The organism is Mesorhizobium sp. LNHC232B00 (genome assembly GCF_000502435.1).
GTDB lineage: Bacteria > Pseudomonadota > Alphaproteobacteria > Rhizobiales > Rhizobiaceae > Mesorhizobium > Mesorhizobium opportunistum.
Window position 1 is genome coordinate 162,918 of record NZ_AYWP01000007.1, and the last position, 13,144, is coordinate 176,061.

Sequence of the window (13,144 nt, forward strand, 5' to 3'; positions counted from 1 at the left end):
ACCGGAGTCCAGCAGTCCCACGCAGGGCTCCGGTTTTTTGGATATGTGAAGGCGACCGGGTTTCAGCTGTCGAGCAACCGCTCCCGGCACGTCACTCCATGTGACGGCGCTATGGTCGACCTTGGCCGGTATCAGGGCAGCGGCTTCGACAGCGCGCTGTCCAATCCGATCGTGATTTGCCGCGGCAACAAATGAGCTCCATGACAAGGAAAGCTCGCTCTCGGCCCATTGATGCTATAGGGCGGATCACGTTATTTTGACCAGGCGCACCCCGCAGTCCGGATGCGCCGACCAATCACTTCCTCGACGGATATCGACATGGACGGACCCAACCCCGGCATCAAGCACCCGATCCCGATGCATACGCGCGTCGGCTTCCTGAAGCCGCTGGTGAGTGCGCCGAACATCGAGATCGGCGACTTCACCTACTACGACGACCCTGACGGGCCGGACAAATTCGCCGACAAATGCGTGCTGCACCACTATCCCTTCATTGGCGACAAGCTGATCATCGGCAAGTTCTGCGCCATTGCCGAAGGCGCGCGCTTCATCATGAACGGCGCCAACCATGCCATGTCCGGCTTTTCGACCTATCCGTTCAACATCTTCGGCCATGGCTGGGAAAACGGTTTTGATCCGGCGACATGGTCGAAGGAAGTGCGCGGCGACACCGTGGTCGGCAGCGACGTCTGGATCGGCATGGAGGCGGTGATCCTGCCGGGTGTGCAAGTCGGCCATGGCGCCATCATTGCGGCGAAGTCCGTGGTGACGCACGATGTGCCGCCCTACGCCATCGTCGCCGGCAACGCGGCCAAGATGGTGAAGATGCGTTTCGACGACAGGACGATCCGGCGGTTGCTGGCGGTGGCATGGTGGGACTGGCCGGTCGACAAGATCGGCCGCAACCTCGACGCCATCAGGGGCGCCGATATTTCTCTTCTGGAGGCAGCAGCTTGAACGCTTTGAACAGCACCACGATCGGCACCGACCTTTTCACGCGCGGCTGGATCTTCATCCGCGGCGTGCCGGCCATGAAATTCCTGCCGCCGGAAGGGCCGCCGGAAATCGCCTTTGCCGGTCGCTCCAACGTCGGCAAGTCGTCGCTGATCAACGCGCTGGTCAACCAGAAGGGGCTGGCCCGCACCTCCAACACGCCGGGGCGCACGCAGGAACTCAACTATTTCGTGCCGGATGGTTTTTCGGGCGAGGGCGCCGACCTGCCGCCAATGGCGCTGGTCGACATGCCGGGCTACGGCTACGCCACCGCGCCCAAGGAGAAGGTCGACGAGTGGACCAAGCTGGTCTTCGACTATCTCAAGGGCCGCGTCACGCTGAAGCGCGTCTATGTGCTGATCGACGCCCGCCACGGCATCAAGGCCAAGGACGACGAAGTGCTGTCGCTGCTCGACAAGGCGGCGGTGTCCTATCAGATCGTTCTGACCAAGACCGACAAGATCAAGGTCGCTGGCGTGCCGCGGCTGATCGAGGAGACGCTGGCCAAGATCAAGAAGCGGCCGGCGGCGTTTCCGTTCGTGCTGGCGACGTCATCGGAAAAGGGTGAGGGTCTCGAGGAATTGCAGGCCGCCATCGTGCTTGCCGCCAATGGCGGGTGACGCGGTTTCCCGTCAGGACTTTGCCTCGAGGGCAATCATCTGGTGGCGTTCTTCCTCGGCCAGGCTTGCGGTGCCGTAGGCCTTCAGGAACATATCGACGCCTGACCGGACGATGTGCTCGATCTCCTCCTGGCTCGGCGCCTTGACGCGGTAGGCGAAGATGCACTGCCGGAAAAGACCGGCAAGGCAAAGATCGGTGAACTGATAGGCGGCAAGGTCGACATCGTCGATGCGCAGCAGGCCGCGCTCGATGGCGGCGTTCAGGAAGGTCACCATCCTGTCATGGCCGCGTTTGGGGCCGCGCTCGTAAAACCGCGCGCCCATGTCGGGTATCCTGTCGGAGGCGCCGATCACGGTGCGCTGCGCCTGGATGACCCTGGCCGAGGTGATCTTCATCGACAGCACCTTGCCGAACTTCACCAGCGTCTGGCGCAGATCGTCGGAACGATCGAGCAAGTCGTACATGTTCTTGAATATGCTGCCGCGCTCTTCCTCGATCAGCGCCTCGAACAGCTCTTCCTTGTTGGCGAAGTAGACATAGATGGTGCCCTTCGACACGCCGGCCTCGCGCGTGATGTCGTTCATCGAGGCGGCCTCGAAGCCCTTGTCGATGAAGACACGGCGGGCGCCGTCGATGATCTGGCTGCGCTTGACCGGATCCTGTCCGGCGGCGGGGCGGCCGCGGCGCAGGCTGTCCAGCAGATCCTCGCATTTGTCGTTTTCGGCGTCGGGCGTTGTCTCGGCCATAAAAGTCACACCTCGAAAATAATTCGAACCAAGCGGTTCGATTGTCCCTTGATATGGTCCTCTTTACGCGCTATGTCAACGTCCATCGAACCGAACGGTTCAGTCTATTATAATCTTTCCTAGAGAGATGTCATGTCCTCAAACGCGCCATCCACCGCCGAAGTCCGTCCGTTCCCCAGCGCCAAGGTTGCGCCGGCGACGGAAGCACCGGGAATTCCTGTCCAGCCGGCCGCCGCGCCGCCGCCGGCGGAAGCCCCCGCAAAGAAGAAGCGTTCGGTGCGCTCCTTCCTGCTGCCGATCATCGGCGTTGCCCTGCTCGGCGCCGGCGCCTGGTATGGCTATGACTATTGGACGACCGGCCGTTTCATGATCTCGACCGACGACGCTTACGTCCAGGCCGACATGGCGTTCGTCTCGCCGAAGATTTCCGGCTATGTCGATCAGGTCAAGGTGAGCGAGAACCAGCTGGTCAAGGCCGGCGACCCGCTGCTGACGATCGATGACGGCGACTACAAAATAGCTGTCGCCCAGGCCGACGCCCAGATCGCCACGTTGTCGAAGACGCTCGACCGTATCCACGCGCAGACCAAGGCCGCGCAGGCTTCCCTGCAGCAGGCGCAGGCGCAGAAGGTCGCCGATCAGGCCGCGGCCGGCAATGCCGCCCGTGCCCAGCAGCGCGCCGCGCAGCTGGTCAAGACGCATGTCGGTACGCAGGCGCAGCTGGACGATGCCCAGACCGCGCTCGACCAGGCCAATGCCGCTCTGGTCGGCGCCGACGCGCAGATCGCCGCGGCACAGGCCAATATCGGTGTGCTCGAGGCGCAGCGCGCCGAGTCGGCGAGCACGCTCGCCTCCTTGCAGCTCAGCCGCGACAAGGCCGCGCGCGACCTTTCTTTCACCGTGCTCAAGGCTCCGTATGACGGCGTCGTCGGCAACCGGTCGGTCGAGCAGGGCGACCTCGTCAGCCCCGGCCAGAAGCTCGCCGTCGTCGTGCCGCTGGACAAGCTCTATATCGTCGCCAACTTCAAGGAGACCCAGCTTGCCCGCCTGGTTCCCGGCGAAAAGGTCAACATCTCGGTCGACGCCATCGACGGCCAGCCCATCCAGGGAACCGTTTCGTCGCTCGCTCCGGCTTCAGGCGCGGTCTTCTCGCTGTTGCCGCCGGAAAATGCCACCGGCAACTTCACCAAGGTGGTGCAGCGCGTCCCGGTCCGCATCGACGTCCCGGCCGATGCCCTGAAGACAGGCAAGTTGCGCGCTGGCTTGAGCGTTGTCGTCAACGTCGACAGCCGCACCGCACCTGCCGCGAGCACCAACTAAGCGCTTTTCGGAGGGCGGCTCGGGGGCTGATCAAGCACTGAGCCGCCCGGCCTGCCTCAAGGAGGCCCATGCAATGGCAACAGCAACAATCACCGCAGGATCGCCGCCGGCACGGCCGGCCGTCCCTGACACTATTTCCACACGCCGCATCATTGCCTTCCTGGCAATGGTGTTCGGCATGTTCATGGCCATCCTGGACATCCAGATCGTCTCCGCCTCACTGTCCGAGATCCAGGCGGGCTTGAGCGCCAGCTCCGATGAGATTCCGTGGGTGCAGACGGCCTATCTGATCGCCGAGGTGGTCATGATCCCGCTGTCGGGCTTCCTCAGCCGCATGCTGTCGACGCGCGTGCTGTTCACCATCGCGGCAGCCGGCTTCACCGCCGCCAGCGCGCTCGCCGCGACCGCCACCAACATCGACCAGATGATCGTCTACCGCGCCGTGCAGGGTTTCATCGGCGGCGGCATGATCCCGAGTGTCTTCGCGGCCGCCTTCACCATCTTCCCGCCCTCGCGCCGCGCCATCGTCTCGCCGATGATCGGCCTGGTGGCGACGCTGGCGCCGACCATCGGCCCGACCGTCGGCGGTTACATCAGCCATGCCTTTTCATGGCACTGGCTGTTCCTCGTCAATGTCGTGCCCGGCATTCTGGTGGCGACCGCGGCCTGGTCGCTGATCGACTTCGACAAGCCCAATCTCAAGCTGTTCAGCAAGTTCGACTGGTGGGGCCTCGCCGGCATGGCGGCGTTCCTCGGCTGCATGGAATATGTGCTCGAGGAAGGTCCGAACAATGACTGGCTGCAGGATCATGCCGTGTTCATCTGCGCCATAATCATGACCATCGGTGCAGTGATCTTCTTCTGGCGTGTCTTCACCGCCGAGGAGCCGATCGTCGATCTGCGGGCCTTCAGCAACATCAACTTCGCCTTCGGTTCGCTGTTTTCCTTCGTCATCGGCATCGGCCTCTACGGGCTGACCTATCTCTATCCGGTCTTCCTTGGCCGCATCCGCGGTTACGATTCGATGATGATCGGTGAGGCTCTGTTCGTCAGCGGCCTGGCCATGTTCGTCACCGCGCCGATCTCCGGTATTCTGTCGAGCAAGATGGATCTGCGGCTGATGATGATGATCGGCTTCTTCGGCTTCGCCACCGGCACGTGGTGGATGACGCACCTGACCGCCGACTGGGATTTCTATGAACTGCTGATCCCGCAGATCCTGCGCGGCTGTTCGATGATGCTGTGCATGGTGCCGATCAACAACATCGCGCTCGGCACCTTGCCGCCCGACCGGCTGAAGAATGCGTCCGGCCTGTTCAACCTGACGCGCAACCTCGGTGGTGCCGTCGGCCTTGCCCTGATCAACACCGTGCTGATCGATCGCAATGCTTTCCACTACGCCCGGCTGTCGGAGCACGTGCAGTGGGGCAGTGCGGCGGCCCAGCAGAAGCTGCAGAACATGACGCTCAATTTCGAGCAGACCACGGGCCTCGATGCCGCCAGCGCGGCGATCTCCAAGCTGTCGGGCATGGTCCAGCAGCAGGCGGCGCTGCTGTCCTTCATGGACGTGTTCTACATGCTGACGGTGCTGTTCGCGACGCTTGGCCTGTTCACCATGCTGATCAACAAGCCGGCCGCGCCCGGTGGCGGCGGAGGCGGCCACTAAACAAAAATACCACACGTGGGCAGCGGTTTCGGGAAGCTCCTCCAGTCCACGCCCGAAAAGCTCTGACCGCGCAAAAAACTCCGGGCCGCAAAGCCCGGAGTTTTTCGTTTGAAGCAGAATCTGTCAGGCCGTGGCGGGCTTGAAGCTCAGCGCCACGCCGTTGATGCAATGGCGCAGGCCGGTCGGCGCCGGGCCGTCGTCGAAGACATGGCCGAGATGGCCGCCGCAGCGGCGGCAATGCACCTCGGTGCGGGTCATGCCCAGCGACCGGTCCTCGGTCTTGCCGATGCCATTGGCGATCTCCTGCCAGAAGCTCGGCCAGCCGGTGCCGGAATCGAATTTCGTCTCCGAGGGATAGACCGGCAGGTCGCAGCCGGCACAGGCGAAAATGCCCTTGCGGTGCTCGTTGAGCAGCGGGCTGGTGCCGGGATATTCGGTGCCTTCCTTGCGCAGCACGTCAAAGGCGGCCGGCGACAGGATGGCCTTCCATTCGTCGTCGGTCTTGGTGATCTCGAATTTCTCGGCGGCTTGAGCCGGCTGCGGGCCGCCCATGCGCAGCAAGGTAGCGGCGGCCCCGACGGCGCCAACGGCAGCGACGCCGCTCAAAAGAAAGTCGCGACGGTTCATGACCAGTTCCTCCGATTGTCTATTTTGCCAAACTATGCCGCCACGCGAAAGTCAAAAGCCGGTGACGGTTGCCCTCGCACGCACTCCGCGCCGTTCCACGGTTCGGCCGTGGGCGGCGCGGAACTCGCGTGTCGCTTGCAGGTCGCGGGAGCGAGACGATGCAATCGACGGAGGGCTCTTGCAGCAGGTTCGCCACGCCAAGCCCTTTGTTACATCTTCAGCCCGATCACATCTTCGGGAGCAGAACCTTGTCGATGACGTGGATGACGCCGTTGGACTGCTCGACATCGGCGATCGTCACATTGGCGACATTGCCGTTTTCGTCGGTGACGGTGACCTTGCCGCCATCGGCCTTGAGCGACAGCTCGCAGCCTCCGGCGGTCTTGACCTTGTGGGTGCCGCCGTCGGCCTTGGCCATCGCGGCGACGTCGGCGCCCATCGCCTTGGCGCCGATGACGTGGCAGGTCAGGATCTTGACGAGCTTGTCCTTGTTCTCGGGCTTGAGTAGCGTGTCGACCGTGCCGGCCGGCAGGGCGGCAAAGGCTTCGTTGGTCGGCGCGAACACGGTGAACGGACCGGCGCCCTGCAGGGTTTCGACCAGGCCGGCAGCCTTGACGGCCGCGACCAGCGTCGTGTGGTCCTTCGAATTGACGGCGTTCTCGACGATGGTCTTGTTGGCAAACATGGCGGCGCCGCCGACCATCGGGTTTTCGGCATAGGCGGCGGTGGCAAGCGCGGACACGGCCATCGTACCGGCAAGCAAAAGGGTGGCGAACTTGCGCATTTTGTTGAACTCCTCGGGTTTCTCTTCCCATTTTTGGGGACGCGAGGAGATACGGGACACAAACGCGAGAGTTTCAGATTTTTTTATTTTGAACTTTTCTGAGCGCGGAAAGAAATTTTCCAGGCTCGGTAGTTTGCCGGCTTGGTGGAACTTTAGAAGTGCGGAATTAAAGATAGACTTGCTATAGCCTAAATCATGGTCACAAGCGCGAACGGTCGGGCTAGATGCTCTTCAAATCGCCCGCGGCAACTACCGGTCCGGTCGGCTGCCCGGTTGGCGAACCGCCTGGCGGTTCGAGGCTGACGGCAAGCACCGCGCCTTGCGCCAGCTTCTGCTGCGCCGCCGGCGAGACGACGATATGAGCCGTCGCTCCGCTCGGGATGACGCCCATCGAGACCGGCGCGTTCTTGCCTTCGATCATCCAAAGTTCGAAGTCCTTGCCGGACGCGCGCTCGCCGGAAACATGCGACAGGCTGACTTCATGGTGCGCGGCATCGTAGACGGCGAGGTATTTGACGTCGCTGCCGTCGGCGGCCAGCGAGGCGACTAGCCGCGTCTGCGGCTGGACGGCCGGCGGATTGACGTAGGGCACGGCAATGTAGAGCGCGAGCGCGGCAACCGCCGCTGCCGCGAGGCCGCGCCAGAAGGCGAGGCTGGACCACAGGCCTGCACGGGGTTCGGCGGGTGCGGCCGGGGTCGATGCAAACAGGCGTCGATCGACAGCCGCCTTCACCGATGCCGGCGGCTCGATTTCCGGATAGGCGTCAGCCAGTGGCGAGAGGCGAACCTCCCAGCCGTCGACAAGCCGCGCGAAATCGGTCTCGGAATCGATGCGCCTGGACGCGATCTGCCGCTCGTCCGCCGGCAGCACGCCGAGAACGTATTCGGCGGCGAACATGTCGTCGCCCCCACGTTCCGGTCCATTGTCCTCTGCGAGCGTCATCTCTCCAGGCATTCTCTGAGTTTCATCAGGCTGCGGCGCAGCCAGGTACGCATCGTGTTCAACGGCACGCCGTGGCGTTCCGCCAGTTCGGCATAGCTTTCGCCCTTGAGATAAGCGCCCCGGACGGCCGCCGCCCGGTCCTTCTCCAGTTCGTCGAGGCAATGGTGGACGCGTTCGGTCTCGTCACCCGCCACCGCCATCGCTTCAGGTCCCGGCGCCGGATCGGCCACGTCGAGCGCGGCATCGATATCGGTGGCTGGCTTGCGCCGCGCCCTGATGCGATCGATCGCATGATTGCGCGCGATCGCCACCAGCCAGGAGATCGGGCTCAGATCGGAGACAGCAAAACGGTCCGCCTTCGTCCATATCTTGACGAAGACTTCCTGCAGCGCTTCTTCAGCATCTCCCCGGTCGTTCAATACACGAAGGCATACGCCGAAAAGTTTCGCGCTGGTCTGCCGGTAGAGCAGATCGAACGCAGCCCGATCCTTCATCGAAGTCCGGACGATCAGCTTGGTGATGTCCTGCGGCGTCATGCCGAGCCAAATTAGGCAATTGCGTTGTATTTGCAACGACTGAAATATTCCATGCACCTAAAGTTCCGGCGTCCGGACGCAGGCTTCGATTGCCAAGGGAATCGCCGCTGGCTAGCTTGGCGGCAATGGGGAACGCACATGTCGGTCGAACGGATCCTGTGGGAAGAAGACGCAACCGGCCTTGCCGGCCTGGTGCGCAAGGGCGAGCTGTCCGCGATCGAGCTGACCGAGGCGGCGATCGCACGCGCTGAGGCCACAAGGCCTGAAATCAATGCCACGGCCGAGCCGCTCTATGAGGCCGCTCGAACCCGGGCGAGAACCATGGACCGTTCGCTGCCGCTGGCCGGCGTTCCCTTTGCCATCAAAGATCTAGGCATCGCCATCAAGGGCGTGCCGTCGCATGGCGGCAGCCGCATCCCGGCATGGCAGCCCGATGTCAATTCGGTGATGACCGAGCGCTATCTCGCCGCCGGGCTGGTCCCGATCGTCACCTCGACATCGCCGGAACATGGGCTGCGGCTGATGACCGAATCCAAGGCCTTCGGCATCACCCGCAATCCCTGGAACACCGGCCACACCAGCGGCGGCTCGTCCGGCGGTTCGGCAGCCCTGGTCGCAGCCGGCGTCGTGCCGGTGGCGCATGCCTCGGATGGCGGCGGCTCGATCCGCGTGCCTTCGGCCTGCACCGGACTTGTCGGGCTCAAGACCTCGCGCGGCCGCATCCCGCTGACGCCGCTGGTGAGCGAAAGCTGGTACGGCATGGTCGTCGATCATGCCGTCACCCGCTCGGTGCGCGATTGCGCGCTGCTGCTCGACCTCACCCACGGTCCCGACTCGCTGTCGCCTTACGCCGCGCTGCCGCCGAAGGGCACATTCGCCGCTGCCGCCGCGCGCGATCCCGGCAAGCTCAGCCTGGCGGTCTACCGCAAGTCGCCGCTTGGCCTGCCGATTTCGGCCGAGACGGTGAAAGCGCTGGACATCGCGGTGGCGCTCGCCCGCGAGGGCGGCCACACCGTCGAGGACATCGATCTGCCCTTCATCGGGCGCGATTTCTTCGCCGACTTCTGCAGGACGGTTGCCTCCGCCGTTGCCGGCACGCTGCAGGCGGAAGCGCTGCGCGTCGGCCGTCCCGTTACCGGCGACGTGGAGCGCGCCACGCGGGTGCTTGGCCGGCTGGGCGAGATGGTTTCGGCCGGCGAGACCTATGCCGCCCTGCAGCGGCTCCACGCTGCCTCGCGACAGCTAATCACGGAGACCGCGCGCTACGATGCCGTGCTGCTGCCCATTATCGCCCACCCGCCGCTCGCCTGTGGCGCCATGGATCCGAAAGGCGCCGACGAGCTGATCGAGAACCTGCTCGACAAGCTTCACCTCACGCCCTTGCTGAAGGTCGAGTCCGTGTTCGGCCAGCTGATGGACAAGAGCCTGTGGTTCACCCACTGGCCGGCGATCCACAATGTCAGCGGCCAGCCGTCGATTGCGCTGCCCGTCCATGTCACCGATGCCGGCCTGCCGCTCGGCATCCAGGCGGCCGGCCGCCCTGGCGATGAAGAAACGCTTTTGTCCTTCGCCGCGCAGATGGAGAAGATTTCGGGCTGGCTGAAGCGGCGGGCGCCGCTGATGATACCGGCACAATGACGAGGCCGTGAACCCGGCGAATATGACAACAATGACATTTGCGGGCAGAGCCAATTCCCGCTAAGACGCCGCCGGTCTTAACGGTGCACGTGCCCAGCGGTTTGGGGCAACGACATGCATGAATCAAAGCCAGGGAAACCATGCCGATGACGGAGATAACCGCCACCGCCGAAATGCAGGCAGCCCTGCTGTCGCGGGCGCTGCCTTACATGCAGCGCTATGAGCACAAGACGGTCGTGGTGAAATATGGCGGCCACGCCATGGGCGATATCGAGCTCGGCAAGGCTTTCGCGCGCGACATCGCGCTGCTCAAGCAGTCCGGGGTCAACCCGATCGTCGTCCACGGCGGCGGGCCGCAGATCGGCGCCATGCTGGCCAAGATGGGCATCGAATCCAAGTTCGAGGGCGGCCTGCGGGTCACCGACCAGAAGACCGTCGAGATCGTCGAAATGGTGCTCGCCGGCTCGATCAACAAGGAGATCGTCGCCCTGATCAATGCCGAGGGCGAATGGGCGATCGGCCTGTGCGGCAAGGACGGCAACATGGTCTTCGCCGAAAAGGCGCGCAAGACCATGATCGACCCGGACTCCAACATCGAGCGCGTGCTCGATCTCGGCTTCGTCGGCGAGCCGGTCGAAGTCGACCGCACGCTGCTCGATCTTCTGGCGCGCTCGGAAATGATCCCGGTGCTGGCGCCGGTGGCGCCCGGCCGCGACGGCCACACCTACAACATCAACGCCGATACCTTCGCCGGCGCCATTGCCGGCGCCTGCAAGGCCACGCGCCTGCTGTTCCTGACCGACGTGCCCGGCGTGCTCGACAAGAACAAGAAGCTGATCGACGAATTGACGGTCGCCGAGGCAAAGTCGCTGATCAAGGACGGCACGGTCTCGGGCGGCATGATCCCCAAGGTCGAGACCTGCATCGAGGCGATCGAACGCGGCGTCGAGGGCGTCGTCATCCTTAACGGCAAGACGCCGCATTCGGTGCTGCTCGAGCTGTTCACGGAACACGGCGCCGGCACGCTGATCGTGCCCTGACGGTCCGCGGCTGTGCCGCCTGGGCGGCAGGCGGTTGGGCGGCACGCACTAGTCAGGCAGGGCCGCCACCGCCACGATCTCGATGACCAGATCGGGATGGGCAAGTGCGATCACTCCGATCACCTCCGATGGCGGCGGATTGTTGTAGCTGCAATGCTTTGGGCAATGCTCGGCAAAGAATTCATCCATCACGTCCAACCGGAAATTTGGCGAACTCAAGGCCCCTCCGTCCGGAAACGGTCCCTTGACGTACTGTGTGATCTTGACGAGATGCTCGAGCGAACTGCCGAGTTCCTCCAAATCCGATTTGATGTTCGTCAGGATGGAGCGCCACTGCGTCGCCGCGTCACCGACGGCGCCTCCCTTGCCGCTCGACGGATCGTAGTTTTCGGCTGTGCCGGTATTTCCGGCAAGGAAGACGAACCCCTTGGCTCCCGTCACGACAGTGCCTTTCCCCCAGGGCATCAGCCGGTCACCTTTCATCTTCTTATGCGTGACAAGGTTCATCGCTTCCTCCTGCCGGTAACCAACGGTTCGCAGAAAATTAGCGCACTGCCCGCCGGCCGCCAGTGCAAGCCTGGCGACGGACACGTGGAGGAAGTGCCGCTCAGGCGGTGCGCGATTGCGCGACGACGGACGCGGCCGGTTTTCGGGCTTGGCGCGCAAACACCATCGATTCCTCTTCGGCATCCTGCGGCGCGCCCCAGAATTCGGCGAGCGTCGGCCCGTCTTTCACCCTGATGTCGCGCGCCAGAAAACCCCAGACTTCGCGGAACCAGACGCGGCGGCCCATCCGCGTATACCAGCGCATCGAATGCCGCTGCTCGGGATCGGGGTGGAACAGGATGCGCGCCAGCGCCTTTGGCCGCGACTGCACGGCGAGTTCGATCAGTTTGACCGAGAAGAACAGCATCCACGGCTTCAGCCGGGTCATGTGCAGCACCTGGTGCTTGTAATCCCACAGCCGGGCGTCCTGCTGGATCACCTTGCGGTCGCGGGCAATCCTGAAGAACGGCGTCCAGCGATGCGGCGTCACATAGAGTGCCTGGATCTGGTCGGGATCGTAGGCGATGAGCTGGCGAAAGCCGCGCCAGAGGTCGCGAAACCCCTCATCCTCGAAACCGGCCACCCAGGTCGCCATCGACAAGATGCCATGTTTTCGCAGCAGCCGGATCGCCTCGCGGTCGGATGAGGTGCTGCCGCCCTTGCGGATCAATTGAAGCGTCTGCTCGTCGGTGTTCTCCATGCCGAGCAGCCAGCGGATGACACCGGCCTTGCGGTAGAGATGCAGGATATCGGCGTCGCGCACGATGTCGTCGGCCCGCGTCGAGCCGACGATCAGCACCGGCACGCTCTCGGCGATCAGAGCGTCGAGAAAGGCGCGCCAGGCCTTTTTCGAGACGGTCGGGTTCTCGTCGGCGAGATTGATCAGCTCGACACCGTGCTCGCGGTGCAGCCAGGCGATTTCCCGCGCGAACTTTTTGGGATCGCGGTGCCGCCAGCGGGTCCAGAAACCGCGCTGGCCGCAATAGTTGCACAGATGCGGGCAGCCGCGCGAAAACTGCATGACCACGGCGCGCTTGCCGCCCCAGTAGCTGTAGCGGCTGTGGTCGATCAGCTCCCAGCCGACGCGGTAGGCGTCGATCTCGGCGATGGTCATCGCCGGTTGCGTGGCGAAGGGACGGCGCAAATCGTCGCGAAAGGCGATACCGGCGACGCTTGCCGGCGGCTGGTGCATTTCCAGCGCCTCGACCAGCGCCACGACGGTCGCCTCGCCCTCGCCGCGCACGCGCTGGTCGATCAGGATCGCCAGCAGCAGCCCCNGCCGCCATAGATGACGATGGTCGCCGGTTCGCGCGCCTTGATCATCCCGGCGATCAAAAGGGCGGTCGGATGCGCCGAGGTCGAGCCGGAATGGCCGATCAGGACGAAGTCCGGCCGATCGTCGAGTGTGCGGCGCACCACAATGTCGAGCGGCATCGGCTCGAATTCGGCATCGACCAGCCGCACCTCATGGCCGGCGTCAATCAGCGGGCCGCCGATCGCCAGCAGGCCAAGCGGCGGCAGATGATCGTCCGGCACGCGGCTGCCGATAGCGGTGTGCGGCGGATTGATCAGGACGATTTTCACGGCGGATCTCCTGGAGGGATGATCCGTGCATGCTGGTCCGCGATGTGGACCCCGGCTTGGCCTGTTTCAGCAGTTTGCGTGCAGCTTCTCCGCAGGAATG

At 63.9% G+C, this 13,144-nt stretch carries 12 protein-coding genes and 1 pseudogene; 6 read left to right on the forward strand and 7 right to left on the reverse strand.

Going from position 1 to position 13,144, the window contains the following annotated elements; all coding sequences use genetic code 11:
* Positions 1-318: 318 nt before the first annotated feature.
* Together X743_RS157180 and yihA are read left to right on the forward strand one after the other, a co-directional pair.
* On the forward strand, positions 319-957 hold the full coding sequence (locus X743_RS157180) for a CatB-related O-acetyltransferase (RefSeq protein WP_023765443.1): 639 nt from the start codon (positions 319-321) through the stop codon (positions 955-957).
* Complete coding sequence (gene yihA, locus X743_RS157175; RefSeq protein ID WP_013891880.1) at positions 954-1,613, forward strand: ribosome biogenesis GTP-binding protein YihA/YsxC; 660 nt, start codon at positions 954-956, stop codon at positions 1,611-1,613. Before X743_RS157180 ends, yihA begins: the two co-directional genes overlap by 4 nt.
* A 12-nt stretch (positions 1,614-1,625) precedes the next feature.
* On the opposite strand, the gene X743_RS157170 is transcribed toward yihA, so the two are convergent.
* Positions 1,626-2,360: a TetR/AcrR family transcriptional regulator gene (locus tag X743_RS157170; RefSeq protein ID WP_023765445.1), complete on the reverse strand. Its 735-nt coding sequence runs from the start codon at positions 2,358-2,360 to the stop codon at positions 1,626-1,628.
* Positions 2,361-2,492: 132 nt separating this feature from the next.
* Here X743_RS157170 and X743_RS157165 point away from each other — a divergent pair, with 132 nt between their 5' ends.
* Together X743_RS157165 and X743_RS157160 are read left to right on the forward strand one after the other, a co-directional pair.
* Entirely contained in the window at positions 2,493-3,680 is a 1,188-nt protein-coding gene (locus X743_RS157165) for an HlyD family secretion protein (protein WP_023765446.1), read from the forward strand.
* A 73-nt stretch (positions 3,681-3,753) separates the two neighbouring features.
* Positions 3,754-5,346: a DHA2 family efflux MFS transporter permease subunit gene (locus tag X743_RS157160; protein ID WP_023765447.1), complete on the forward strand. Its 1,593-nt coding sequence runs from the start codon at positions 3,754-3,756 to the stop codon at positions 5,344-5,346.
* Positions 5,347-5,469: 123 nt separating this feature from the next.
* Here X743_RS157160 and msrB read toward each other — a convergent pair whose 3' ends face one another.
* The 4 genes from msrB to X743_RS157140 form a co-directional block, all read right to left on the reverse strand.
* Positions 5,470-5,973 carry a peptide-methionine (R)-S-oxide reductase MsrB gene (msrB, locus tag X743_RS157155; RefSeq protein ID WP_023765448.1) on the reverse strand — a complete coding sequence of 168 codons (504 nt, stop codon included), beginning with the start codon at positions 5,971-5,973 and terminating at the stop codon, positions 5,470-5,472.
* Between the two features lie 226 nt (positions 5,974-6,199).
* Positions 6,200-6,757, reverse strand: a complete 558-nt coding sequence (locus X743_RS157150; RefSeq protein ID WP_023765449.1) for a fasciclin domain-containing protein — start codon at positions 6,755-6,757, stop codon at positions 6,200-6,202.
* A gap of 220 nt (positions 6,758-6,977) precedes the next feature.
* Positions 6,978-7,700 carry an anti-sigma factor gene (locus X743_RS157145; RefSeq protein ID WP_023765450.1) on the reverse strand — a complete coding sequence of 241 codons (723 nt, stop codon included), beginning with the start codon at positions 7,698-7,700 and terminating at the stop codon, positions 6,978-6,980.
* Positions 7,697-8,236: a sigma-70 family RNA polymerase sigma factor gene (locus X743_RS157140; protein ID WP_023765451.1), complete on the reverse strand. Its 540-nt coding sequence runs from the start codon at positions 8,234-8,236 to the stop codon at positions 7,697-7,699. Before X743_RS157140 ends, X743_RS157145 begins: the two co-directional genes overlap by 4 nt.
* Before the next feature lie 138 nt (positions 8,237-8,374).
* Here X743_RS157140 and X743_RS157135 point away from each other — a divergent pair, with 138 nt between their 5' ends.
* Positions 8,375-9,874 (forward strand): amidase, encoded by a 1,500-nt coding sequence (locus X743_RS157135; protein ID WP_023765452.1) that lies wholly within the window; start codon positions 8,375-8,377, stop codon positions 9,872-9,874.
* A 146-nt stretch (positions 9,875-10,020) separates the two neighbouring features.
* Positions 10,021-10,914, forward strand: coding sequence for an acetylglutamate kinase (gene argB / locus X743_RS157130; protein WP_023765453.1), 894 nt, complete (start codon positions 10,021-10,023; stop codon positions 10,912-10,914).
* A gap of 48 nt (positions 10,915-10,962) precedes the next feature.
* Here argB and X743_RS157125 read toward each other — a convergent pair whose 3' ends face one another.
* Together X743_RS157125 and bchE are read right to left on the reverse strand one after the other, a co-directional pair.
* Positions 10,963-11,421 (reverse strand): RidA family protein, encoded by a 459-nt coding sequence (locus X743_RS157125; RefSeq protein WP_023765454.1) that lies wholly within the window; start codon positions 11,419-11,421, stop codon positions 10,963-10,965.
* A gap of 100 nt (positions 11,422-11,521) precedes the next feature.
* Positions 11,522-13,044, reverse strand: a pseudogene (bchE, locus tag X743_RS01000000168890) (magnesium-protoporphyrin IX monomethyl ester anaerobic oxidative cyclase).
* Positions 13,045-13,144: the final 100 nt, after the last annotated feature.

What these genes read in the sequence shown, in the direction of transcription:
- X743_RS157160 (WP_023765447.1), top strand. Translation starts at nt 3,754, where the DNA reads ATGGCAACAGCAACAATCACCGCAGGATCGCCGCCGGCACGGCCGGCC.
- msrB (WP_023765448.1), bottom strand. Translation starts at nt 5,973, where the DNA reads ATGAACCGTCGCGACTTTCTTTTGAGCGGCGTCGCTGCCGTTGGCGCC.
- X743_RS157125 (WP_023765454.1), bottom strand. Translation starts at nt 11,421, where the DNA reads ATGAACCTTGTCACGCATAAGAAGATGAAAGGTGACCGGCTGATGCCC.
- X743_RS157165 (WP_023765446.1), top strand. Translation starts at nt 2,493, where the DNA reads ATGTCCTCAAACGCGCCATCCACCGCCGAAGTCCGTCCGTTCCCCAGC.
- X743_RS157145 (WP_023765450.1), bottom strand. Translation starts at nt 7,700, where the DNA reads ATGACGCTCGCAGAGGACAATGGACCGGAACGTGGGGGCGACGACATG.
- X743_RS157135 (WP_023765452.1), top strand. Translation starts at nt 8,375, where the DNA reads ATGTCGGTCGAACGGATCCTGTGGGAAGAAGACGCAACCGGCCTTGCC.
- argB (WP_023765453.1), top strand. Translation starts at nt 10,021, where the DNA reads ATGACGGAGATAACCGCCACCGCCGAAATGCAGGCAGCCCTGCTGTCG.
- X743_RS157140 (WP_023765451.1), bottom strand. Translation starts at nt 8,236, where the DNA reads ATGACGCCGCAGGACATCACCAAGCTGATCGTCCGGACTTCGATGAAG.
- X743_RS157180 (WP_023765443.1), top strand. Translation starts at nt 319, where the DNA reads ATGGACGGACCCAACCCCGGCATCAAGCACCCGATCCCGATGCATACG.
- X743_RS157170 (WP_023765445.1), bottom strand. Translation starts at nt 2,360, where the DNA reads ATGGCCGAGACAACGCCCGACGCCGAAAACGACAAATGCGAGGATCTG.
- X743_RS157150 (WP_023765449.1), bottom strand. Translation starts at nt 6,757, where the DNA reads ATGCGCAAGTTCGCCACCCTTTTGCTTGCCGGTACGATGGCCGTGTCC.